Annotated in this window: 28 protein-coding genes; 10 read left to right on the top strand and 18 right to left on the bottom strand. The window is 61.5% G+C overall.

Features of this window, described 5'->3' with window-relative positions; all coding sequences use genetic code 11:
- Window positions 1–16 precede the first annotated feature (16 nt).
- A complete protein-coding gene (locus tag DFR46_RS11535) occupies window positions 17–1,534 on the top strand; it encodes an acyl-CoA carboxylase subunit beta (RefSeq protein ID WP_116236577.1) in 1,518 nt (505 codons plus the stop codon).
- 31 nt (window positions 1,535–1,565) lie between these two features.
- On the top strand, window positions 1,566–2,663 hold the full coding sequence (locus DFR46_RS11530) for an isoaspartyl peptidase/L-asparaginase family protein (RefSeq protein WP_116236576.1): 1,098 nt from the start codon (window positions 1,566–1,568) through the stop codon (window positions 2,661–2,663).
- Window positions 2,664–2,722: 59 nt separating this feature from the next.
- On the opposite strand, the gene pal is transcribed toward DFR46_RS11530, so the two are convergent.
- From pal to DFR46_RS11460, 14 genes are all read right to left on the bottom strand, one after another.
- Entirely contained in the window at window positions 2,723–3,235 is a 513-nt protein-coding gene (gene pal / locus DFR46_RS11525; RefSeq protein ID WP_116237313.1) for a peptidoglycan-associated lipoprotein Pal, read from the bottom strand.
- A gap of 80 nt (window positions 3,236–3,315) precedes the next feature.
- Window positions 3,316–4,680, bottom strand: coding sequence for a Tol-Pal system beta propeller repeat protein TolB (tolB, locus tag DFR46_RS11520; RefSeq protein ID WP_245953832.1), 1,365 nt, complete (start codon window positions 4,678–4,680; stop codon window positions 3,316–3,318).
- Window positions 4,681–4,694: 14 nt separating this feature from the next.
- The gene (locus tag DFR46_RS11515; RefSeq protein WP_116236574.1) at window positions 4,695–5,465 is read right to left on the bottom strand and encodes a hypothetical protein; all 771 of its coding nucleotides are present in this window, start codon (window positions 5,463–5,465) and stop codon (window positions 4,695–4,697) included.
- Window positions 5,465–5,992: an ExbD/TolR family protein gene (locus DFR46_RS11510; protein WP_116236573.1), complete on the bottom strand. Its 528-nt coding sequence runs from the start codon at window positions 5,990–5,992 to the stop codon at window positions 5,465–5,467. Before DFR46_RS11510 ends, DFR46_RS11515 begins: the two co-directional genes overlap by 1 nt.
- Before the next feature lie 3 nt (window positions 5,993–5,995).
- Window positions 5,996–6,691: a protein TolQ gene (gene tolQ / locus DFR46_RS11505; RefSeq protein ID WP_116236572.1), complete on the bottom strand. Its 696-nt coding sequence runs from the start codon at window positions 6,689–6,691 to the stop codon at window positions 5,996–5,998.
- Between the two features lie 8 nt (window positions 6,692–6,699).
- A complete protein-coding gene (locus DFR46_RS11500) occupies window positions 6,700–7,155 on the bottom strand; it encodes a YbgC/FadM family acyl-CoA thioesterase (RefSeq protein WP_116236571.1) in 456 nt (151 codons plus the stop codon).
- A gap of 80 nt (window positions 7,156–7,235) precedes the next feature.
- Window positions 7,236–8,258 (bottom strand): Holliday junction branch migration DNA helicase RuvB, encoded by a 1,023-nt coding sequence (ruvB, locus tag DFR46_RS11495; RefSeq protein WP_116236570.1) that lies wholly within the window; start codon window positions 8,256–8,258, stop codon window positions 7,236–7,238.
- The gene (locus DFR46_RS11490; protein ID WP_116236569.1) at window positions 8,251–8,649 is read right to left on the bottom strand and encodes a GFA family protein; all 399 of its coding nucleotides are present in this window, start codon (window positions 8,647–8,649) and stop codon (window positions 8,251–8,253) included. The genes ruvB and DFR46_RS11490 overlap by 8 nt, the downstream gene beginning before the upstream one ends.
- Window positions 8,646–9,239 (bottom strand): Holliday junction branch migration protein RuvA, encoded by a 594-nt coding sequence (ruvA, locus tag DFR46_RS11485; RefSeq protein WP_116236568.1) that lies wholly within the window; start codon window positions 9,237–9,239, stop codon window positions 8,646–8,648. Before ruvA ends, DFR46_RS11490 begins: the two co-directional genes overlap by 4 nt.
- Window positions 9,236–9,730 (bottom strand): crossover junction endodeoxyribonuclease RuvC, encoded by a 495-nt coding sequence (gene ruvC, locus DFR46_RS11480; protein WP_116236567.1) that lies wholly within the window; start codon window positions 9,728–9,730, stop codon window positions 9,236–9,238. Before ruvC ends, ruvA begins: the two co-directional genes overlap by 4 nt.
- Window positions 9,727–10,470: a YebC/PmpR family DNA-binding transcriptional regulator gene (locus tag DFR46_RS11475; RefSeq protein ID WP_116236566.1), complete on the bottom strand. Its 744-nt coding sequence runs from the start codon at window positions 10,468–10,470 to the stop codon at window positions 9,727–9,729. The genes ruvC and DFR46_RS11475 overlap by 4 nt, the downstream gene beginning before the upstream one ends.
- A 69-nt stretch (window positions 10,471–10,539) precedes the next feature.
- Window positions 10,540–11,031 carry a GNAT family N-acetyltransferase gene (locus DFR46_RS11470; RefSeq protein ID WP_116236565.1) on the bottom strand — a complete coding sequence of 164 codons (492 nt, stop codon included), beginning with the start codon at window positions 11,029–11,031 and terminating at the stop codon, window positions 10,540–10,542.
- A gap of 107 nt (window positions 11,032–11,138) precedes the next feature.
- Entirely contained in the window at window positions 11,139–11,381 is a 243-nt protein-coding gene (locus tag DFR46_RS11465; protein WP_116236564.1) for a DUF2312 domain-containing protein, read from the bottom strand.
- A 61-nt stretch (window positions 11,382–11,442) separates the two neighbouring features.
- Window positions 11,443–11,757: a DUF1244 domain-containing protein gene (locus tag DFR46_RS11460; RefSeq protein ID WP_116236563.1), complete on the bottom strand. Its 315-nt coding sequence runs from the start codon at window positions 11,755–11,757 to the stop codon at window positions 11,443–11,445.
- An 81-nt stretch (window positions 11,758–11,838) separates the two neighbouring features.
- Between DFR46_RS11460 and pyk the strand changes: the two genes are divergently transcribed.
- Window positions 11,839–13,317: a pyruvate kinase gene (pyk, locus tag DFR46_RS11455; RefSeq protein ID WP_116236562.1), complete on the top strand. Its 1,479-nt coding sequence runs from the start codon at window positions 11,839–11,841 to the stop codon at window positions 13,315–13,317.
- 4 nt (window positions 13,318–13,321) lie between these two features.
- Here the strand turns inward: pyk and DFR46_RS11450 are convergent, their stop codons facing one another.
- Together DFR46_RS11450 and ykgO are read right to left on the bottom strand one after the other, a co-directional pair.
- The gene (locus DFR46_RS11450) at window positions 13,322–13,930 is read right to left on the bottom strand and encodes an HAD family hydrolase (protein ID WP_116236561.1); all 609 of its coding nucleotides are present in this window, start codon (window positions 13,928–13,930) and stop codon (window positions 13,322–13,324) included.
- The gene (ykgO, locus tag DFR46_RS11445) at window positions 13,930–14,055 is read right to left on the bottom strand and encodes a type B 50S ribosomal protein L36 (protein ID WP_116236560.1); all 126 of its coding nucleotides are present in this window, start codon (window positions 14,053–14,055) and stop codon (window positions 13,930–13,932) included. The genes DFR46_RS11450 and ykgO overlap by 1 nt, the downstream gene beginning before the upstream one ends.
- 45 nt (window positions 14,056–14,100) lie before the next feature.
- Here ykgO and DFR46_RS11440 point away from each other — a divergent pair, with 45 nt between their 5' ends.
- Window positions 14,101–14,907, top strand: coding sequence for a metallophosphoesterase family protein (locus DFR46_RS11440; RefSeq protein WP_147297678.1), 807 nt, complete (start codon window positions 14,101–14,103; stop codon window positions 14,905–14,907).
- 11 nt (window positions 14,908–14,918) lie between these two features.
- Window positions 14,919–15,920, top strand: a complete 1,002-nt coding sequence (locus tag DFR46_RS11435) for a YncE family protein (protein ID WP_116236558.1) — start codon at window positions 14,919–14,921, stop codon at window positions 15,918–15,920.
- Here DFR46_RS11435 and galE read toward each other — a convergent pair.
- Window positions 15,917–16,915 carry a UDP-glucose 4-epimerase GalE gene (gene galE / locus DFR46_RS11430; protein WP_116236557.1) on the bottom strand — a complete coding sequence of 333 codons (999 nt, stop codon included), beginning with the start codon at window positions 16,913–16,915 and terminating at the stop codon, window positions 15,917–15,919. The genes DFR46_RS11435 and galE overlap by 4 nt on opposite strands.
- Before the next feature lie 82 nt (window positions 16,916–16,997).
- On the opposite strand from galE, the gene DFR46_RS11425 reads away from it, so the two are divergent.
- Both DFR46_RS11425 and DFR46_RS11420 read left to right on the top strand, forming a co-directional pair.
- Complete coding sequence (locus tag DFR46_RS11425) at window positions 16,998–17,588, top strand: DUF4136 domain-containing protein (protein ID WP_162843469.1); 591 nt, start codon at window positions 16,998–17,000, stop codon at window positions 17,586–17,588.
- Window positions 17,585–18,709, top strand: coding sequence for a M14 family metallopeptidase (locus DFR46_RS11420; protein ID WP_116236555.1), 1,125 nt, complete (start codon window positions 17,585–17,587; stop codon window positions 18,707–18,709). Before DFR46_RS11425 ends, DFR46_RS11420 begins: the two co-directional genes overlap by 4 nt.
- On the opposite strand, the gene DFR46_RS11415 is transcribed toward DFR46_RS11420, so the two are convergent.
- Window positions 18,706–19,428 carry a dienelactone hydrolase family protein gene (locus DFR46_RS11415; protein ID WP_116236554.1) on the bottom strand — a complete coding sequence of 241 codons (723 nt, stop codon included), beginning with the start codon at window positions 19,426–19,428 and terminating at the stop codon, window positions 18,706–18,708. The two genes, DFR46_RS11420 and DFR46_RS11415, sit on opposite strands and share 4 nt — an antisense overlap.
- A gap of 95 nt (window positions 19,429–19,523) precedes the next feature.
- Between DFR46_RS11415 and gpmA the strand changes: the two genes are divergently transcribed.
- The 3 genes from gpmA (at window position 19,524) to DFR46_RS11400 (ending at window position 21,874) form a co-directional block, all read left to right on the top strand.
- A complete protein-coding gene (gpmA, locus tag DFR46_RS11410) occupies window positions 19,524–20,210 on the top strand; it encodes a 2,3-diphosphoglycerate-dependent phosphoglycerate mutase (RefSeq protein ID WP_116236553.1) in 687 nt (228 codons plus the stop codon).
- 99 nt (window positions 20,211–20,309) lie between these two features.
- Window positions 20,310–20,798, top strand: a complete 489-nt coding sequence (purE, locus tag DFR46_RS11405; protein ID WP_116236552.1) for a 5-(carboxyamino)imidazole ribonucleotide mutase — start codon at window positions 20,310–20,312, stop codon at window positions 20,796–20,798.
- A complete protein-coding gene (locus tag DFR46_RS11400; protein WP_116236551.1) occupies window positions 20,795–21,874 on the top strand; it encodes a 5-(carboxyamino)imidazole ribonucleotide synthase in 1,080 nt (359 codons plus the stop codon). The genes purE and DFR46_RS11400 overlap by 4 nt, the downstream gene beginning before the upstream one ends.
- Window positions 21,875–21,892: the final 18 nt, after the last annotated feature.

Raw genomic sequence — 21,892 nt, 5'->3', positions numbered from 1 at the left:
TGCTAAGCCAGACGGCATGAGCTGGGAAAAAGACATAGAGGAGCTGCACCGCCGCGAAGCGCTGGCGGAAAAAATGGGCGGCGAAGAGAAACTCGCGCGCCAGCATGGGCGCGGCAAACTCGATGCTCGCGAACGGCTGAAACGGCTGGTCGATGCCGGCAGTTTTCGCGAAATAGGCAAGATTGCAGGCCGCGGCACTTATGACGAGAATGGCGATCTGGCCGACTTCGCCGCATCAAATTTCATTTTCGGCCGGGCCGATATCGACGCCCGCCCGGTCGTAGCGTCCGCGGACGATTTCACCGTACGCGGCGGAGCCGCCGATGCCGCGCTCCATCGCAAATTCGTCCAGTGCGAAGCGATGGCGCATGAATTGGGCCTGCCGCTGATCCGGATGATCGACGGGACGGGCGGCGGCGGGTCCGTCAAAACGCTTGAAACAATGGGCTATACCTATGTGCCGATGGTTCCGGGATGGGAGCATATTGTCCGCAACCTCGATACCGTGCCGGTTGTCGCCCTTGCACTGGGGCCGACGGCGGGTCTTGGCGCCGCTCGCATCGTCGCCAGCCATTATTCGGTCATGGTGCGGGGCGTGTCCCAGCTCTTTGCCGCCGGGCCGGCGGTCGCTGCGGCAATCGGCGATGATCTCACCAAGGAAGAACTGGGCGGCAGTGACATCCATACCCGCAATGGCGTGGTGGACGATGAGGTCGCGAGCGAGGACGAAGCCTTTACAGCCGCGCGGCGCTTCCTTTCCTATTTGCCTTCATCGACCGGTAAGCTGGCAGCGCGCACAGCCAATGACGACCCGGTCGACCGGCGTGAGGAAGAATTGCTTTCCATTGTCCCGCATGAGGCCAAGCAGGTCTATTCGATGCGTCGCATCATAGAGGCTTTGTTCGACCGGGGCAGCGTGTTCGAGATGGGCCGCCGCTGGGGCCAGGCCGCGATCACGGCTTTTGCCCGGCTCGATGGCTGGCCGGTTGCCGTGCTTGCCAGCGATCCGAGCTTTCTCGGCGGATCATGGGAAGCCAGAACCTCTGAAAAAGCCGAGCGGTTCGTCAAACTGGCCGAGCAATTCCGGCTACCTGTCGTCCATCTGGTCGACAATCCGGGATTCATGATCGGCGGCGAGGCCGAACGGGCCGGCACGATCCGCTACGGCGTCAACGCGATGAATGCGATCTACAAGGCGACCATCCCCTGGGCCAGCATCGTCATCCGCCGGGCATACGGCATTGCGGGTTCCGCCATGTCGAACGCCGAACGCTTCCAGTATCGCTTTGCCTGGCCGAGCGGCGACTGGGGTTCACTGCCCATCGAAGGCGGGATCGAGGTCGCCTACAAGTCGGAAATCGAAGCCAGCGACGATCCCGCGGCAAAACTCGAAGACATTCGCGACCGGCTGAACAAGGTTCGTTCCCCATTCCGCACGGCCGAGCATTTCGGCGTCGAGGATATTATCGACCCCCGCGACACGCGGCCGCGATTATGCGAATTTGCGGATCTGGCCTGGCGGAAACTGGGTTAGGCAAAAGAGAGTTTTTCATAGGAGAACAGGAATGCGCTTCAGACTATTGCTGGCATTTGGTGCCTTGATGCTGGGAAGCCAGGCATCGGCGCAGTCCGGAGCCGAGGGGCGCTGGACGCTGGTCATCCATGGCGGCGCGGGCACGATTGAACGCGACCGGATTACGGCTGAACAGGATGCCGCCATTCGCGCGGCGCTGAGCCATGCGCTTGAAACCGGCAGCGCCATTTTGCGCGGCGGCGGAACGTCCATGGACGCAATCGAGGCGACCATAAGAGAGCTGGAAGACGATCCCAATTTCAATGCCGGTCGCGGCGCGGTCTTCACCTATGACGGAACGATCGAACATGACGCGTCTATCATGGACGGGACCACGCGAGCGGCCGGCGCGGTTACGGGGACTTCGCACACCCGCCACCCGGTGACGCTGGCGCGCCGGGTGATGACCGAATCGCCCCATGTTTTCCTGCGCGGATCGGGCGCCGACGAATTCTCGCTGGCCCAGAGGCTGGAGCAGGTCGAGAATAGCTGGTTCGAAACCGACCGCCGCCGCCGTCAGCTGGAAGAGTTTCTGGCCGGCGAGACCGCAGGGTTGAGCGCCTATGATGTCGATCTGAAATACGGAACGGTAGGCGCGGTTGCAGTCGATACGAACGGCAATGTCGCGGCGGCAACCTCAACCGGCGGCATGACGGGCAAGCGCTGGGGCCGGATCGGGGATTCGCCGGTGATCGGTGCGGGCACCTATGCCGATAATCGCGGTTGCGCTGTTTCCGCGACGGGATCCGGCGAATATTTTATCCGGGTTGGCGTCGCTCATGAAATCTGCGCGCAAATCCGCTTCCGCTTCCAGCAAAACCTTGCCGCGGCCCGGGCTTCCGTGCCGGTCGATGAAGAAGGCGTGCCCGAATATTATGTTCATGCCAGCGAGTTCGGACTGGAAGCGAACGAAGTCCAGGAAATCGCCGATAGCGTGATTGCCGAAATGGCCGAACTCGGCGGGACGGGCGGTGTTATCGTTACCACGCCTTGGGGCACGGGCACCTATTCGTTTAACACGCCCGGCATGTATCGTGGCATGGCATCGAGCGAAGGAGGAGCCAGCGTTGCCATCTATGGCGACGAATAGAAAAGGCCGGGATACGATGGTCCCGGCCCTTCTTTATTCCCGATATCGGCGCTGGCGCCCTACATGGGCACCACTGTAACCGCGCGCCTGTTCTGCGCCCAGCTGGCAGCGTCCGAACCAAGCGCGATCGGCCGTTCCTTGCCATAGCTGATGACCGTCATTCGGGATGCATCGACGCCGCGAGCCGCCAGATAGTTGGACGCTGCATTGGCCCGGCGCTCGCCAAGTGCGAGATTATATTCGCGCGTTCCGCGTTCATCGCAATGCCCCTCGATCGTGACCCGAACGCCGGGATTGGCGACCAGCCATGCGGCCTGCGAATCCAGGATCGCGCGATCCTCGGGATCGATATCATGCGAATCGGTTTCGAAGAAAATCGTGTCGCTGGCCGTATTGGCGAGAAAATCCTCCCGGCTGCCCGGCGGCGGCCCCGAATAAGTCGGAGTGGTATCCGGCCCGGTCGTGCCGACCGGGGGTGGAGGCAGTTCATCGGGAGCGCTACGCGAACAGGCACCCAGAGCCAGCGCGGAGCCGGCGGCCAAGAGAACAGCAGTTTTGGAAAACTGAATCATGTAACCCATCCTTTTCATCAATATTCAACGCGGCCCCGTCTTGCCGCCTGTCTAACACACGGGTGTGAAAATCTGAAAATTCAGTCGCGAAGCGGCGACCATGAAGGATCCGAAGCGCCAACCGGCGTTGGAAGCCTGCGCACCATCCGTCCGGTCACATCGACCGACCAGAGGCTGGGCAGGCTGTTGCCACGCGGGGTGCGGAAGAAATGGATAACCCGGCCATTGGGCGCCCAGCTCGGCCCCTCATCCTGCCAGCTGTTGGTAAGGATACGCTCGCCGGACCCGTCGGGCCGCATCACGCCGATCCGGAACCCGCCTCCCAGCCGCGTAAAGGCAATAAGGTTGCCGCGCGGACTCCATTCGGGAGTCGCATAACGCCCGCCGCCGAAACTGATCCGTCGCTGGTTTGATCCATCGGCGTTCATCACATAAAGCTGCTGGCCGCCGGAACGATCGCTCTCGAAAACAATACGCCGGCCATCGGGCGAATAGCTCGCGCTGGTATCGATGCCGGGCGTGTTGGTAAGCCTTTCCGGACGCCCGCCCGAAACCGAGACGCGGTAAATATCGCTGTTCCCGTTCACGGCCATGGAGAAAACGACATAACGGCTGTCCGGCGAATAACGCGGAGCAAAGGTCATATATGGCGCGTCGACCAGCAAGCGCTGGCGGCCCGTCGCTACGTCATAAATATACACGCGCGGCTCGTCATTCTGGTAGCTCATATAGACGATCGTCCGTCCATCCGGCGCATAGCGCGGGGTCAGCACGATCGACTGGCCGTTGGTCAGGAAGCGGTGATTGGCACCGTCCGTATCCATCACGGCGATGCGGCGGACCCGGTTATCCTTCGGGCCGCTTTCGGCGACATAGACGATCCGACTGTCGAAATAGGCGCCCTCGCCCGTCAGCCGTGCATAGACCATGTCTGCGCAGCGATGCGCGGCGCGGCGCCAGTCGGCATAATTGACTTCATAGCCTGCGCGTTCCAGCGGCGCCTGCGCGAAAACATCGTAGAGATAGCAGCCGACGGTAAGCCGTCCATTGCTCCCTGCCTGTACATAGCCCTGAACAAGGTTTTGCGCGCCGACCTGGTTCCAGGCCGGATATTCGGGTGCCGTAACCTGCGGCATGTTCACATCGCGCAAAAACTGGCGGGCAACGGGATCGAAAAAACCCGAATTGCGAAGATCATCCTCGATCACGCGCGCCACCTGACGGCCAAGGTCCTCGGTATTGCCTGCCGGCGTCCCTACCGAACGGGGTGTCGGCATGTCCGGGACGGCGATCGCGGTCGGGTTGGAGATACCGCCAACGACATCTCCTTCGATCGGCCCCGAAGACACGTCGTCCTGCGCTACTGCCGCACTGCCGAGCGCTGCGAGGCAAAGCCCCAAGGCGAGGTGGCGAAAAGCCGAAAGCGATGGGATTCGGAAAACCATGATGGTCATGCTCCTCAGGTCAATTGCGCCGGGATGAAATTCAGAACGACATCGCTCCAGCCATTGTCATAGAGCGCGTCGGGCAGGGGCGGCAACGGGCAGCGCGGATTGAGCACTGCGCTCTGGGCCGCCTCCACCATCTGCCGTTGATATTCACGGTTCGAACCGTTGACGCCGCGCGCGCCCAGTACGGTCACTTGGCTGCGGTTTAAAGAACCGTCTCGCGATGGCTGGATCCGCAAGCGCACGACGATGTCTTCGGCCGCCGTGCCGCTCAGCGATCCGAGATTGTAACAGGGCCGTACAGCCGTCACGATCCGACTGATCAGATTCGCCTGATCCGATGCGCTGACAGTCGCCTGGGATACCGAAGTGCCGGTGTCGTTCGCCGTACCGATGCCGTCGGTAATTCCGGATATGCGGGAGGATCGACTCCGGGCCGGTTGACGGCGTTCCGGCCGGGTGTCGCGGCGCGGGGCCGGCTCGGTCCGGCGCTCGGCAGCAGGCTGTGGAGCCGGCGTCGGGGTGACACGGGGTTGCGGCAGGGGTTCGGTATCCTCCGGCACCATCGCCTCAAGATCATCCTCGACTGCACGCTCTTGGGAAGCCGGCGCCGGCCGATCGGTGGCGGTGGCGAATTCCCCGATATCGTCGGACAGCGTTACGGCCACGGCCTCGCGCCGGGGAAGCTCCGCACGCGGGATCAGAGTATAGGACAGGATCGCGAACAGCCCAATATGGCCAATCACGGCCACACCAAGGCCGAGACGCTCCGCCCGTTCCACTAGATCGGCTCCACTTCGGCCGGACCGAGTAGCGCATCGTCGTTATTTTCCGCCGGCGCGTCTTCGGTTTCAGCGACCGGATTGTCCGGGCCGTCTTCGCCCGGCATCGTCGTCAGCAGCGATATCCGGTTGAGACCGGCCCGGTTGAGTTCCCCCATCACCACCATGACCCGGCCATAATCGAGCCGTGTATCGGCGCGCAGGAAAACCGCATGCCCTTCCGGCCCGGCGGGGCGCGCTGCGATGGCGTTAAAGGTCGAGGCGAGCTCGACATCGGTAATCGCGACATCGTCGACGAAAATCTGCCCGCTATCGTCGATCGCAACCTGGGTCGGTTCGCTCTCCTGATCGAGAGCGCCCGCATTGCTCTCCGGCAGTTGCACGGGAACGCCGGACGCCAGCAGCGGCGCCGTCACCATGAAGATGATCAGCAACACGAGCATCACATCGACAAAGGGCGTGACGTTGATCTCGGCCATCGGCGCACGGCGGCCGCGCATCGACTGGGAAGGCAGATGCATAGCCATGGCCTAGCGCTCCGCCTCCAGCTCATGGCTCAGCGTCGCGTGCAAGCCGTCGGCATAGCGGGTAAGCCGCGCTTCGAGCCGGTTCAACCCGTGCGTCAGCCGGTTATAGGCGATAACGGCCGGGATCGCCGCGAACAGGCCCAGCGCGGTCGCAAACAGCGCTTCCGCAATGCCCGGTGCCACGACATCGAGACTGGTCGAAGCCTGGCCGGCGATATCGGTAAAGGCGCGCATGATCCCCCAGACCGTGCCGAACAGGCCGACAAAGGGCGCAACCGAACCCACGGTGGCGAGGATGTTGAGCCGGTCGGTGAGCTTGTCCATCTCGGACGCCACCGCCGCGCCCATTGCCGTCGCGAGACGCTGGCGCGTGCCGGGCCGGTCTATGGTGCCGTTTTTCGTCGAACGCCGCCATTCGCTGAGGCCCGCGCTGAACACACGGGCTGCGGGCACTTCCTCACCGCCCCGCGCGTCGTAAAACCGGTCGATATCGTCGGCCCGCCAGAAATCGCGCTCGAACCGCTCGCTCTTTTTGCGCATCTGCCCGATTTTCCGGCCATGGCTGACAATGATCGCCCATGTCCAGATACTGGCCAATAGCAGCCCGACCATCACGATTTTCACCACGATATCGGCCTGCAGGAACAGCGTCATCGGGTTCATCAGCGATTCGCTCGCGCCGAGTTCCAATCCTCCCATAGCGTTACTTATTCTCCTGTTTCCAAACGCTTGAACGTATCAATCCACTCGCGCGGCTGGCGTATTGGTCGCCCCGTTGGCGCGACCAACGCAGCCTTCACCTCAGCTTCGGTCAATATTTCGCTTCCGCGCATGACTCGCTGATGAATGGAACAGCTAGCCGCCCGCACACCGACAACATGGCTGACCACGAGCAGATCGTCATCCAGTTTCGCGGGAAGCCGGTATTTGATCGCCAGGTCGACGACCGCATAGGCCCCTTTGCCGGCCTCCATCCGTTCGCGCTGGTCGATGCCGGAAATCCGCAGCATATCGGAGCGCGCCCGCTCCATATAGCGCAAGTAATTGGCATGATAGACAATTCCGGAAAGATCAGTGTCTTCAAAATAAACGCGGACGGGAAAGCGGTGCTGCTTTCCGTCAAAATAGCCGGAAACCGGCCTGTCGCGCGTGTCTTCGTTCATGCCTCCAGCCTTAGCCGGGCCGGAGTCGCGCGGGAAGCCGCGATTTTCAGATGGTCGCGATGGTGCAACCGGTGAGCGCGCTAATCGAACAATCCGTCTTCTGCGGTCTTTGGCGGGTTGAGCCCGAGATGCTTCCAGCCACGGCTGTTCAGCATGCGCCCGCGAGCCGTGCGCGCGACGAGACCAAGCTGGATCAGATAGGGCTCGATGACTTCCTCGATCGTATCGCGAGGTTCCGACAGGCCCGCGGCGAGCGTTTCCACACCCACCGGGCCGCCTTTATAGATATCGGCGATCATCATCAGATAGCGCCGGTCCATCATATCGAGACCTAGCGCATCGACCTCCAGCCGATTGAGCGCAGCATCGGCGGCCTTGGCATCAACCTCGCTCACCCCGTCAACATTGGCGAAATCGCGAACGCGGCGCAGGAGACGGCCCGCGATCCGCGGTGTGCCGCGCGCGCGGGCCGCAATCTCCCGCGCGCCGTCCTCGGTGATCCCAAGATCGAGCATGCCGGCAGCACGGCTGACGACCAGTTCAAGTTCCTCGACGCTGTAGAAGGTGAGCCGCACCGGAATGCCGAAGCGATCCCTGAGCGGCGTGGTGATCAGCCCCTGCCGTGTCGTCGCGCCGACAAGCGTAAACTGCGGCAGGTCGATCCGCACGGATCGCGCCGACGGCCCCTCGCCGATGATCAGATCTAGCGCCCGGTCTTCCATCGCCGGATAGAGGATTTCCTCGACGGCCGGATTGAGCCGGTGAATCTCGTCGATAAACAGGACATCGCCGTCCTCGAGGTTCGTCAGCAGCGCCGCGAGATCGCCCGCCTTTGCGATCACCGGCCCGGAGGTCGCCCGAAAACCCACCCCAAGCTCGCGCGCCACAATCTGCGCCAGTGTCGTCTTGCCGAGCCCCGGAGGCCCGAACAGCATGACATGGTCCAGCGCATCCTCGCGCCCCTTAGCGGCCTCGATAAACACCCGCAGATTATCGCAAGCCGCCTTCTGCCCGATAAACTCGGCCAGCGTCCTGGGGCGCAGCGCCGCATCGACATCTTCGGGTTTGCGTTCGGGCGATATATGGCGGTCGGTGTCAGTCACTATGCTCAACCTCACCGCCGATTTCGACCCATGGATATTTGCGCGCCTCCCATACGGAGAAACGCGGGGCCGGGAAATCGGATTCGACGAACAAACCTACCGGAATAGCGATAGCATCGGGTATGGGTCCGCCGAGATACCAGACCGTCGACCCACAGGTCGGGCAAAAATGATAGGAAACTGTATTACCGGCATCGGTCGTGCGCTCCCAAACCGCGCTTTCTCCTTTAACCTTGACCTTGTCGGCAAGAAAGCGCGCCTGTGCGCCAAAAGGTGAACCGCTGCGTTGCTGGCAAGCGAAACAGTGGCATACCGATATGCGGATTGGATCGCCTTCGCATCGCGCGCTCAGGCGTCCACAACGACATTCTGCATTTCGAACCCTGGTCACTTCACTGCCTTTTTGAGCGCCGTCCGTACCAGCGCATCAAGCCCGGCATCCGCCCCAAGCTCATCTTGCGCCGCCGCAACCGCCGCACTCGCTTCAGCGGGCTTGAAGCCGAGGTTGAGCAATGCGGAGACGGCATCCGACGATGCCCCGCCAGCGACCGGTGCGACACCGCCAGCCGCAATCGCGATCCCGCCAACCTTGTCCTTCAACTCATTGACGATCCGCGAGGCCAGTTTCGGCCCGACGCCCGGCGCCCGCGCGACCATAGCAGCATCGCTCGCCACAATCGCGGTTTGCAACTCCGCCGTCTCCAGTGTTGAGAGGAGCGCCAGCGCGACCTTGCTGCCGACGCCCTGCACGCTGCCGAGCAGGCGGAACCAGTCGCGCTCGCTGGCGCTGGCAAAGCCGATCAGCCGGATAAAATCATCACCGACCAGCATCTCGGTATGGATGGTCACATCGCCGCCAACCGGGCCGAGCGCGTCCAATGTCCGCGACGACGCAGCAACCAGATAGCCGACGCCCTGCACATCGATGACCGCGTGATCGGCGGCTGCGCTTTCCAATATCCCTTTGAGTTTTGCGATCATGCTGCCTGCCCCACGGCCCGGGCGCTGGCGCGGTTATGGGCATGGGTGATGGCAACGGCGAGCGCATCGGCGGCATCGGCGCCCGCTATCTTTGAGCCGGGGAGCAGGACGGAGACCATCGCATGGATTTGCGCCTTGTCCGCACCGCCCGTTCCGACAACCGCCTTTTTAACAAAGCGCGCCGCATATTCGCCAACCGGCAGGCCCGCATCGGCCAGCACGAGCATCAGCGCGCCGCGCGCCTGCCCCAGTTTCAATGTCGATTGCGCATTACTGTTGACGAACACTTCCTCGATCCCGGCATCCTCGGGCCTATGCTCAGCGAGGACGGCGCGCAGACCCTCCGCCAATACAACCAGCCGCTCAGCCATCGGTGCCTTGGCGTCCGTCCTGATCTGGCCGTTGGCGATATGCGACAATCGGTTGCCCTCCGCCGCGATGACGCCCCAGCCGGTGCAGCCCAGCCCCGGGTCGAGGCCGATCAGTTTCAGGACAGCTTCTCCATGATCTCGTCCGGCACATCATAATTGCCCCAGACGGTCTGTACGTCATCATTGTCGTCGAGCGTATCGATCAGGTTGAGGAGGGTCTGTGCTTCTTTCTCGTTCACCGTCACCTCGACATTGGGCCGCCACGCGAGCTTTGCGCCTTCGGGCTCGCCCAGGGATTTTTCGAGCGCGCCGGCAACGGCGTGGAGATCGTCGGCGGCCGTCCAGATTTCATGGCCGTCATCGCCCGAGGCGATATCCTCCGCCCCGGCTTCCATGGCGGCTTCGAGCACTTTTTCCTCATCGCCTGCATCGGCCTTGTAGGTGACGAGACCCAGCCGCTCGAACCCGTGCGCGACCGAGCCGCTTTCGCCCATATTGCCGCCATTCTTGGAAAAGATAGTGCGGACATCGGTAACGGTGCGGTTGCGATTGTCGGTCAGCGTTTCGACGATCAGGCTGACCCCGCCCGGCCCGAAGCCCTCGAAGCGGATTTCTTCATAATCTTCCGCATCGCCGCCAGTCGCCTTGTCGATCGCCCGCTGGATATTGTCCTTGGGCATGGACTGGCCACGCGCCGTGTTGACCGCAAGGCGCAACCGCGGGTTCATGTCGGGATCGGGGGTGCCCATCTTGGCCGCCACCGTGATCTCGCGGCTGAGTTTGGAAAACAGCGCCGAGCGCTTCTTGTCCTGCGCGCCCTTGCGATGCTTGATATTTGCGAATTTACTATGGCCTGCCATGAAGTCTTGCTATTCCCGTCAATGTTGGTCTGATGCGGCCTTAGCTTAGCAGGCGGGCCGCGCGCAACGTCAAACCAGCCGCTGCCACCAGGCGACATCGCGCCATCCACCAAACTTCCAGCCCACCTCGCGGTAAATGCCGACCGGGGTGAAACCGACAGCCTTGTGCAAAGCTTCGCTGGCATCATTGGGAAGCGCTATACCGGCAAAGGCGGCATGGACCTCGTTACCCGCCAGTATCGGGAACAGCCCCTCATACAGAGCCCGGCCGATGCCCTGGCCGATATTCGCATCCGGCACGTAAATGGCGACATCGCAGGCAAAGCGATAGGCATGGCGCAGTCGGTGCGGCGATCCATAGGCATAGCCGGCAACCTCGCCGTCCAGCTCGGCAACCACCCAGCCGTGCGAAGAACCATAGCCTTCGATCCGCCGCGCCATTTCGCGCAGTGACGGCACTTCCTCCTCGAAACTGATCCAGGTGTTTTCGACGAACGGCGCATAGATCGCCCGGCAGCGTTCGGCGTCATCGGCCCGGCCCAGGCGAACCGCAACGGTCATCTGCCAAGCGAAGGCGATTCGATATGCGGCCCTGTCTTGGTGATCATGCCCGGCTCCCTGTCGCGGCCTGAATGTAAACCAAGTCGGTCAGCCGGGCAATTTCACCCTCAGTCTATACCGAGAGCAGCCTTGTAGGTTTCCAGCAGGTCGTCCTGCTCGCGCCGATCATTCGTATCCATTTTTCTGAGGCTTACGACCTTGCGCATGATCTTGGGATCATAACCGACCGCCTTGGCCTCGGCGTAAACGTCTTTGATATCGTCAGCCATGGCCTTTTTTTCTTCCTCGAGCCGTTCGATTCGCTCGATCAAAAGCCTGAGCCTGTCTGCCTGTACCGTGCCATCTGCCATGGTGATGTCTTTCTGCTGGAATAGGGAAAGCGCGAGGCTCTAGGCGAGCATGAGAAAAGCCTCAAGCGTTCTTCGCGATGCTGTCCTTCATCCGCTGCAACTGTTCGGGCGTCGCCTCTTCCTGATACCTTTCTTTCCACTCGGCATAGGGCATGCCGTATATGGCAGCACGGGCCTCTTCTTTGGGCAGGTTGATGTCCTGGTCCGCCGATGCCTCCGAAATCCAGTCCGACAGGCAGTTGCGGCAGAAGCCGGACAGACCCATCAAATCGATATTCTGCGCATCCGTCCGGTGGCGCAGATGAGAAACCAGGCGGCGAAACGCGGCGGCCGCAACCGCATCGTCAATCTCGGGCATGATGGGGGAATCGGACATCGAAAGTGGCTCCGTTGCAGTTGCACTGTCATGATAAGGCTATAGAGCCGCAACCATAAGTCCAGCCAGTCAGGAGGCGTTGTGATTTCAGACACTGCCCCGCGCCAGCGCAAGGTCCGCATTCTTGCCACGCTCGGGCCTTCGAGCGCCGATCCGGCGATGATCCGCAAGCTCTATCTTGCAGGCGCGGACGCCTTCCGGATCAATATGAGCCATGGCAGCCATGAAAACCATCAGCAGGTGATCGCATCGATCCGGGCGCTGGAAAAAGACATTCGCCGCCCGATGACGATCCTTGCCGACCTTCAGGGACCGAAATTGCGGGTAGGCGAGTTTGCGGATGGCCTTGTGCAGCTGAAAACCGACAGTTCGTTCACGCTGGATAGCGATGTCAGCCCCGGAGATGCGAGCCGCGTTACCCTGCCCCATCCCGAAATCTTCCAGGCGATTGAGAAGGGCGCGCGATTGCTGCTCGACGACGGCAAAATCGTGCTGCGCGTGACCAAGGCCGGATCGGCGGCGATCGAAACGACCGTGGAAGTCGGCGGGCCGCTCTCCAACAACAAGGGCCTCAACGTCCCAGACGTCGTCATTCCAATGGCGGCGATGACTGACAAGGACCGTGCAGACCTCACCTTTGCACTCGATCAGGGGGTAGACTGGATCGCATTATCCTTCGTCCAGAAACCGGAAGATGCGGCGGAGGCGAGGAAACTGATACAGGGCCGTGCAGCCCTGCTCGCCAAGATAGAAAAGCCTTCGGCGGTCAAACGGATCGACGAAATTCTCGAAGCCGTGGATGCCGTGATGGTGGCGCGCGGCGATCTTGGCGTGGAAATTCCACCCGAAGACGTTCCCCCGCTCCAGAAGCAGATAATCGAAAAAGCCCGCATGCTCGGGCGGCCGGTTGTGGTTGCCACGCAGATGCTCGAATCGATGATCCGCTCACCCACGCCAACCCGGGCGGAAGTCTCCGACGTCGCCACCGCCGTGTATGACGGGGCCGACGCCATCATGCTCTCCGCCGAAAGCGCTGCCGGTGACTGGCCGAAAGAATCGGTCGCAATGATGGACAAGATCGCGACGGCGGTGGAAGCCGACCCCAGCCATTGGGCGCGGGTCCATTTCACCGAAACGCTTCCCGATTCCACCAGCGCCGATGCGCTGGCAGAGGCCTCGAACGGCATCGCCCAGACTGTGAATGCCCATGCGATCATCTGTTTCACGACATCCGGATCGACGGCCCGTCGGGTTTCGCGTGAACGCCCGTCTGTGCCGTTGCTCGTCCTCACACCGAAGCTCAAGACCGCCCGCAGGCTGGGCCTGTTATGGGGAGCGCATTCGGTCCACACGCGTGACGTCAACAATTTCGAGCAGATGGTCGACAAATCGAAACGCATGGCCCTGCGCGCCCAGATTGCGAAGGGTGGAGACCGGGTTATCGTGATGGCCGGCGTGCCGTTCGGGACGCCCGGATCCACCAATGTGCTTCATATCGTCCGGCTGGCCGGCGACGAACTGAAACGCCATACGGAAGCTGAAATCGAGCGCGACGGCTAGGCGGTCAGGCCAGAAATCCATGGCCGCGCAGGGCCTCCGCCAACCGATCGGCATCGGTGAAATGATGGCCGACAAAGCCCTCTTTCTCGCCGGCGCGGATATTTTCTTCCCGGTCATCGATGAACAGAGCCTCGCCGGGCTCCAGCGAGAAACGCTCGAGCGCCAGCCGGTAAATTGCCGGATCGGGCTTGATCAGCTTTTCACGGCCGGAAATCACGATGTCAGCGAAATGCCCGATAACCGGAGCCTCGGGGCGGAACAGCTCCCAGAATTCAGCGCCGAAATTGGTGATGGCAAACAGCGGTATATCGCGCCGCGCCAGCTCTGCCACCAGCGGATGCACACCGGGAACCGGCCCCGGTATCGTTTCCAGCCAGCGATCGACATAGGCCTGAATGAGGCCTGCATATTTGGGGAATTTTGCGCTGCGTTCGGCCACCATCGCCGCAAGCGGACGACCGGCATCATGCTGTGCATGCCAGTCCATCGTAACGACATTTTGGAGAAACCAGTCCCGCTCTTGCGGGTCGGGGATCAGCTTTTCGAAAAGAAAGCGCGGATCCCAGCGATACAGTACATTGCCAACGTCGAAGACGGCAGCGCGAACAGCCATTAGCCCTGGCGCGCTTTGAACCTGCGGTTGGTCTTGTTGATCACATAGGTACGGCCACGGCGACGAATCACGCGGTTGTCGCGATGACGGCCCTTGAGCGATTTCAGTGAATTACGGACTTTCATGGCGCTGCCCGGCCTTTTTGCTATCTCAGTTGTCGGAAACGAAGCGTGCACCTATGGTCGCGCAGCGCCAAAGTCAAGCATCGCCGCGTATTCAAACCCATGGAGTTCCGGTTGAAATCGCCGTTTCGCAGTCCGTCGCCCCACAGCCTGCCCAAAGGCGACCGGCTGTATGCGATAGGCGATATTCATGGCCGGTTCGATCTGTTCGAGGCGCTGCTCGAGAAAATCGAGGCCGACAATGCAAAGCGGGGCAGCGCCAGCACGGCCATCATCCTGCTCGGCGACCTGATCGACCGCGGCCCCGATTCGGCCAAAGTTATCGATCATGCCCGAAGCTGGTCAGGCGGCTTTGCCACCATGGACGCACTGCTCGGCAATCATGAAGCCTCATTGCTTGCCGTCCTTGAGGGACAGACCGAATGGATGGACAGCTGGCTTGGCTATGGCGGCCGGGAAACACTGCTCAGCTATGGCGTGCCGCCCGATTTGCTGGCGGCAGGGGATAGCGCAGATATTTCCGAAGCCGCGCGAACGCTTGTCCCCGACAAGCACAGAGACTGGCTCCATGATCGTCCGACCCTCCTTCAGCGGGGCGATTATATTTTTGCGCATGCGGGCATCCGGCCGGGCATCGCCGTCGCCGATCAAAAGCCAAAGGATCTGCTCTGGATCCGCTCCGAATTTCTGGACAGCGAATCGGACCATGGCGCGATTGTCGTCCATGGCCATTCCATCTCTCCGCAGCCGGAAAGCCGGCATAACCGGATCGGCATCGACACCGGCGCCTATTTCAGCAACACTCTGACTGCGCTCGGCCTTGAAGGCAGCGCTCGCTGGTTCATCCAAAGCTAGGGCCCCACACCATGAAATTGTTCATTCCCCTTATCCTGCTTCTGACAGCCTGCAGCCCGGCAGCGAATGGCGCCGAACAGGGCAGCCGCATGCCGATCGTCGGTGACGTTCTGATCACCGGCAACAAGGGGGAGGACACGGTCAGCCTCATCGACCTTGAAACAGGCCGCGAATATGCCCGACTGAACACTGGCCACCAGCCTCATGAAATAGCCATTTCGCCCGATGGCCAGCAAGCGGCCGTGGTCGCCTATGGCGGCACGACAATCGATATCATCGACATTGCCAGCGCAAGCCGTGTGGATCGGATCGACCTTACCCCCAACCGCCGGCCGCATGGATTGCTGTGGCTGCCGGACAACCGGTTGATCGCGACAACAGAGGGCAGCAACAGCTTGACGATTGTAAACCTGACCGACCGCTCGGTATCGCAAATCGCGACCGGCCAGCAGGGATCGCACATGGTTACGGTAAGTGCGTTTTTCGACCGGGCCTATGTGGCGAATATGGGAAGCGGCACGGTCAGCGTGATCGATCTTGTCGCCGGTGAAAAGATAACCGACCTGGACGTCGGCGATACGCCGGAAGGCCTGGCGCTTTCGCAGGACGGATCGACGCTGTGGATCGCGGATCGGGACAATGCCCTACTCTATGCGATCGATGCCCGGAGCTTTGAAACGCTCGCCGAAATCCCGGTCGGCAATTTCCCGATCCGCGTCGCGATAAGTCCGGACGGAGAAACCGTCGTCACGTCAAACTATGCCGATGGCAGCCTGACGCTGATCGATGCGGCAGGCCGCACTGTAACCCGCACGATACCGGTATCGGGAAGCGCTGAAGCGGCGCAAGTCACCATCCTCTTCTCGGACGATGGCGAGACCCTCTATGTAGCGGAAACCGGCCGCAACCAGATCGCCGCGGTCAATATGGTGCGCGGCGAGGTCTCACGGCGATACGATGCCGGCGAAGACAGCGACGGGCTGGCCGTTACGACGATAAGACCGACCCGCTAGCCGCGCTCGCCAAGCTTCTTTTCCCAGGCCAGCGCGTCGGCAACGATGCCGTCGAGATCGGCATGGCGTGGCCGCCAGGGCAAGGTTGCCAGAATCGCGCTGTTGTCGGCTATCAAAGCATCGGGATCGCCAGCACGGCGCGGCTCGAGAGACCGTTCGATGGTGACACCCGCCACCCGGTCGACGCTGTCCAGGACATCGAGCACCGAGAATCCCGTGCCATAGCCGCAATTGAGAATATGGCTATTCCCGGGCTCGGCGATCAGTTTTTCGAGGGCGTCGAGATGCGCGGCGGCAAGGTCGGTTACATGGATATAGTCGCGTACGCCGGTTCCATCGGGCGTGTCATAGTCGGTGCCGAAAACCGCCACGGCGTCACGCTTGCCGAGCGCAGCCTCCACGGCGACCTTGATCAGATGGGTTGCCCCGACTGTCGACTGGCCGGAACGGCCCTCGGGATCCGCGCCGGCCACATTGAAATAGCGCAGCGCGCAATAATTGACCGGATGCGCAGCGGCCGTATCGCGCAGCATCCATTCGGTCATCAGCTTCGACCGGCCATAGGGATTGATCGGATCGGTCGGCATGGATTCGGTAACCGGGCTCGTTTCGGGAATGCCATAGGTCGCGGCGGTCGAGGAAAAGATGAAGTGCGGCACACCCTGCGCAACCGCCGTTTCGATCAGGCTACGGCTCCTGGCCGTGTTATTGTCATAATATTTCAGCGGGTTCTCGACCGATTCGGGCACAACCACGGATCCGGCGAAATGCATGATCGCGCGGATCGAGTGATCGGTTATGATACTGCCCACAAGCTCGACGTCGGCGATATCCCCTTCCACAAAGGTCGCGCCATCGGGAACCGCCCAGCGGAAGCCTGTGACCAGATTGTCGATAACCACGACGGGCCAGCCCGCATCGAGCAGGGCCAAAACCGCATGGCTGCCGATATATCCCGCGCCTCCGGTTACCAGAATTGCCGGTTTATCTGTCATTCCTGACTCCCCTATGCAGCCTTTTCGTGTCACAATCGTTGTTTGTCCTATAGCGCGGTGGGTCGCGATATGGAGAGCCTTTATGAAAAAGATGCTTACACGCAGTTCTGCCATGGCGGCGCTTGCCCTGATTGCGGCTTGCGCAACGCCAAACCAGCGCGGCACCGAAGTCACGCGCTTCCATCTTGGTCAGACCATCCCGGCTCAGGCAATCAATATGGAGCCGGCAGATCCCGGACAGGAAAACAGCCTCGAATTTCGGCAATATGCGAATATTGTCGCGGATCAGCTCGCGGGCATCGGCTTTACGCAGACAGCGCTGGAAGACGCCGAGATGATCGCGGTTATCAATGTCGACCGCGGTACGCGTGAGGAAGTCGCCAGGCGCTCACCCTTCAGCATCGGCATCGGCGGAGGCACATTCGGTCGCCGCACGGGCATCGGCCTGGGAACGAGTTTTGGCATCGGCGGATCGCGTGGCGGTGAAGTGATCGTCACTGAACTCTCGGTGGCGCTCAAGCGACGCTCCGAAGGGACGGTGATCTGGGAGGGCACTGCAACGCGCGTTACTCAGCCAGGCGCTGAAAGCCCTGCAGAGATCGTTCAACGCCTTGCCGCTGCCCTGTTTCAGGACTTCCCAGGCGAGTCGGGGCGCACTATCACCGTCGAATGACAATCAGCATCTCAAGCGCCTTTGACGGCGGCAACATCCGGCTCCTCTCAACCTCAGGCAGCGAAGCCCAGCTAGAAATCGTCAAGGATCATCAATCCGATTTCTACCAATGGTTCTATTTTCGCGTGACGGGCTGTGCAGGCAAAAAACTTGTTCTCAACATCACCAATGCCGGGGACAGCGCCTATCCGCAGGGATGGGTCGATTATGAGGCCCGCGTATCGACCGACCGGGAGGAGTGGCACCAGGCAGAAACCAGCTATGCCGACGGCACCCTCACCATCCGCCACACACCGGATACGAACAGCGTCTGGTTCGCCTATTTCGCGCCCTATACGATGGAACAGCATCATGATCTCGTTAGCGAGATTGCGGGCCGCGAAGGCGTGTTCCACGCATCGCTGGGCCAGACGCTCGACGGACAGGAACTCGACTATTTCAAGATCGGCGAGGGCGAGCTGTCGGTATGGCTCTATGCCCGCCAGCATCCGGGCGAAACCATGGCCGAATGGTGGATGGAAGGGATGCTGGACCGGCTGACCGACCTGTCCGATCCCGTCGCGCGGGTGCTGCGCCAAAAGGCGACGTTCCACATCGTGCCCAATATGTGCCCTGACGGATCGAAACGGGGACATCTGCGCACCAACGCGGTCGGCACCAACCTCAACCGCGAATGGCATGCCCCGACACCCGAAAAGAGCCCGGAAGTGCTGTGGGTTCGCAACCATATGGACAAGACAGGCGTCGATTTCGCGATGGACGTGCATGGCGATGAAGCCATTCCCGCCAATTTCATCGCGGGATTCGAAGGCATTCCAAGCTGGACCGAGCGCCAGGGTAAGCTTTACGACACCTATCTGGCAGCGCTCCTCAAAGCGTCACCGGATTTCCAGACCAAGCTCGGCTATCCGATCGCGAAACCGCGCAAGGGGAACCTCTCCATGTCCACCAATCAGGTCGCCGAACGCTATGGCTGCGTCGCGATGACGCTGGAAATGCCGTTCAAGGACAATCACGAGCTGCCCGATGCCGATTTTGGCTGGTCACCAGTGCGCAGCGCGCTGCTTGGCCGCGCCTGCCTCTCTGCTCTGCTCGACATGATCGATGAGATTCCCGCTTAGGCAAAAAGCTCTCCCAGAAAATCTTGCATGGCCCGCCAGCTTCGCCGGTCGGCATCGGGCTGATGGGCGATGCCGCGTTCGGGCATGGTGGCGCTGATATCGGTAAACCCGTGCCCGGTATGGCCATAGGCGTGGATTTGCCAGTCGGCACCGCCCGCGGTCAATTCCTGCGCCAGCGCCACCGTTACCTCTGGCGGTGCCAGGGGATCGCCCCAGCCGTGGCAGACGAGGATTTTCGCCGTCATTACCGTAACATTGGGAAAAGGCGGCGGATCATAGACGCCGTGAAAGCTGACGACGCCTGAAATGTCGGCCCCGCACCGCGCAAGATCGAGAACGCATTTTCCGCCAAAGCAATAGCCGGTGGCCGCCGTTTTTGCCGGGTCTATCCCGTCAAGGGTTTTGAGGGTCGCGAGGGACGCAAGCAGCCGGTCTCTCAGCATCTCCCGGTCGGCATTAAGCGCATTCATGAAACGGGCGGGATCGTCATCTGCGCGGGTCGCGCGATTGCCCTGTCCGTAGACATCGGCGACGAACGCCGCATAGCCCAGTTCCGCCAGCCGCTCGGCATTGGCGAAATCCATTTCCTTCGGGCCCAGCACATTGGGCACCAGCATCACCCCCGGGCGCGGATCGTCCCAGTCCGTATCGCGCACGGCCAATCCTTCGAAAGGCCCGCCCGGGCCGTCATAGATGATCTCATTGCGTTCAATCGCCACTGCCTGTTTCCCCCGTTGAGTTTCCTGCTGGCCCCATTGTATCGCGCCGCGAGCGCGTTAAGGAAAGCGCCAAGCGCTACAGGAGTATTAGACCCATGCCTCAACTCGTCCTTATCCGGCACGGACAGTCCCAATGGAATCTTGAAAACCGCTTCACCGGCTGGTGGGATGTCGATCTGACCGACAAAGGCGTTGCCGAAGCGCGGGCCGCGGGCGAACTGATGCGCGAAAAGGGCGTCGATCATGATCTGTGCTTCACCAGCGTCCAGACCCGCGCCATCCGCACACTCAATCTAGCGCTCGGAGCCATGGACCGGCTCTGGTTGCCGGTCGAGAAGAACTGGCAACTGAACGAGCGCCATTATGGCGGGCTGACCGGACTCAACAAACAGGAAACCCGGGACAAGCATGGCGACGAGCAGGTCCATATCTGGCGCCGCAGCTTCGATACCCCGCCACCGCCGATGGATGATGGCAGCCAATATGATCTGAGTGCAGATCGCCGCTATGCCGGGGTTACCGTGCCGAAAAGCGAAAGCCTGAAAGACACGATCGAACGCGTGCTCCCTTATTGGGAAGCGCGCATCGTGCCAGCCCTGCGCGAAGGAAAGCGCGTGCTGATTTCGGCCCATGGCAACTCGCTGCGTGCACTCGTCAAGCACCTTTCCCAAATTCCCGACGATGAAATTACCAGCCTTGAGATCCCTACCGGCCAGCCGATCGTTTACGATCTGGCTGAAGATCTGAGGGCCAATGAACGCTATTATCTCTCCGAACGTTAAGCGCCAGGCTCATCCGCGCCATTGCGCGCGGCACGGCTTCGCCCTAGAAGAAATCGCTTCCCCGAGCCCTGAACAGGGGCGTAACGCGCAGGACGAAGCATGACCGACACCCCGCTTATCGGCATCATCATGGGCAGCCGCTCCGACTGGGAGACCATGCGCCACGCATCCGATATTCTGGCCGAACTTGGCATCGCGCATGAATGCAAGGTGGTATCGGCCCATCGCACGCCCGACCGGCTCTTTTCCTATGCAAAATCCGCCGTCGATCGCGACCTCAAAACGATTATCGCCGGTGCCGGCGGCGCAGCTCACCTTCCCGGCATGGTTGCCTCAATGACGAGGGTGCCGGTGCTCGGCGTACCGGTGGAATCCAAGGCGCTCAGCGGTATGGACAGCCTGCTTTCGATTGCCCAGATGCCGGGCGGCGTACCGGTAGGCACACTGGCCATTGGCATTGCCGGTGCCAAAAATGCAGCGCTTCTCGCTGCGGCAATTATTGCGAACCACGATGATGCGGTGGCTGAACGGCTGGACGCCTGGCGTCAGGCGCAGACGGACGCTGTCGGCGAAGACCCGGCAGCATGACAGTCACTTCGGAGCCGCTGCCCCCCGGTTCGACCATAGGCATAATCGGCGGCGGCCAGCTCGGCCGGATGCTGAGCGTCGCTGCGGCGCAGCTCGGCTATGCCTGCCATATCTATGCGCCGGACGAAGCTCCGTGCGCTGCGGATGTTGCCGCCCGGCATGTGCGCGGCGACTATGCCGATACAGCCGCGCTAAGGGAGTTTGCCGAGAGCGCCGATATCGTCACTTATGAGTTCGAGAATATCCCCGCTGCGGGCCTGCATGCTCTTGCCGGCCAGGTATCGCTCCGCCCCAATGCCGAAGCGCTTGAACTTGCGCAGGACCGCCTTTCGGAAAAGGACTATATCGTAAGCCATGGCGGAACTCCCGCCGGATATCGCAGCGTTTCGTCGCTCGATGAGCTGAGAGCGGCGCTGGACGATCTCGGGACGCCTTCGATCCTCAAGACCCGGCGTTTCGGATATGACGGCAAGGGCCAGGTGAGGCTCACGGCGGATTCCGATCCCGCCGCCGCTTGGGCGGAGATTGGCGAACAGCCCTCGGTTCTCGAATCCTTCATGAATTTCGACAAGGAATTTTCGATCCTGCTGGCCCGCGCCCTAGACGGCTCGATCCGGATCTGGGACGCGCCCGACAATCACCATGTGGATGGCATATTGGCACAGTCCATCGCTCCGGGAACGGGAATCATCGCCGAGCAAAAGGCAGCCGCCGGAAAGCTCGCCAGCACCGTCGCCGAGGCGCTCGGCTATGTCGGTGTGCTCACGCTGGAATTCTTCGCCAGCGCCGATGGCCCCGTATTCAACGAGATGGCCCCGCGCGTGCACAATAGCGGCCATTGGACGATCGAGGGCGCGGTAACATCACAATTCGAAAACCATATCCGCGCCGTATGCGGCCTGCCGCTCGGCGATACAGCGCTGACAGCGCCCCGCGTGGAAATGCAAAACCTGATCGGAGCCGCCGCCAATGACTGGCCTCGCTGGCTGAAAAAAGACCGGGCGCACCTCCACCTCTATAACAAGGGGGAAGCGCGCCCGGGCCGTAAAATGGGGCATGTCACGCAGCTGTTCTAAGCTGCGAACAAGCCATCG

The organism is Parasphingopyxis lamellibrachiae, from assembly GCF_003385775.1.
Classification (GTDB): Bacteria; Pseudomonadota; Alphaproteobacteria; order Sphingomonadales; family Sphingomonadaceae; genus Parasphingopyxis; species Parasphingopyxis lamellibrachiae.
The sequence above is the reverse complement of the archived record's forward strand: the minus strand, read 5'-3'. Positions and strand labels throughout refer to the sequence as shown.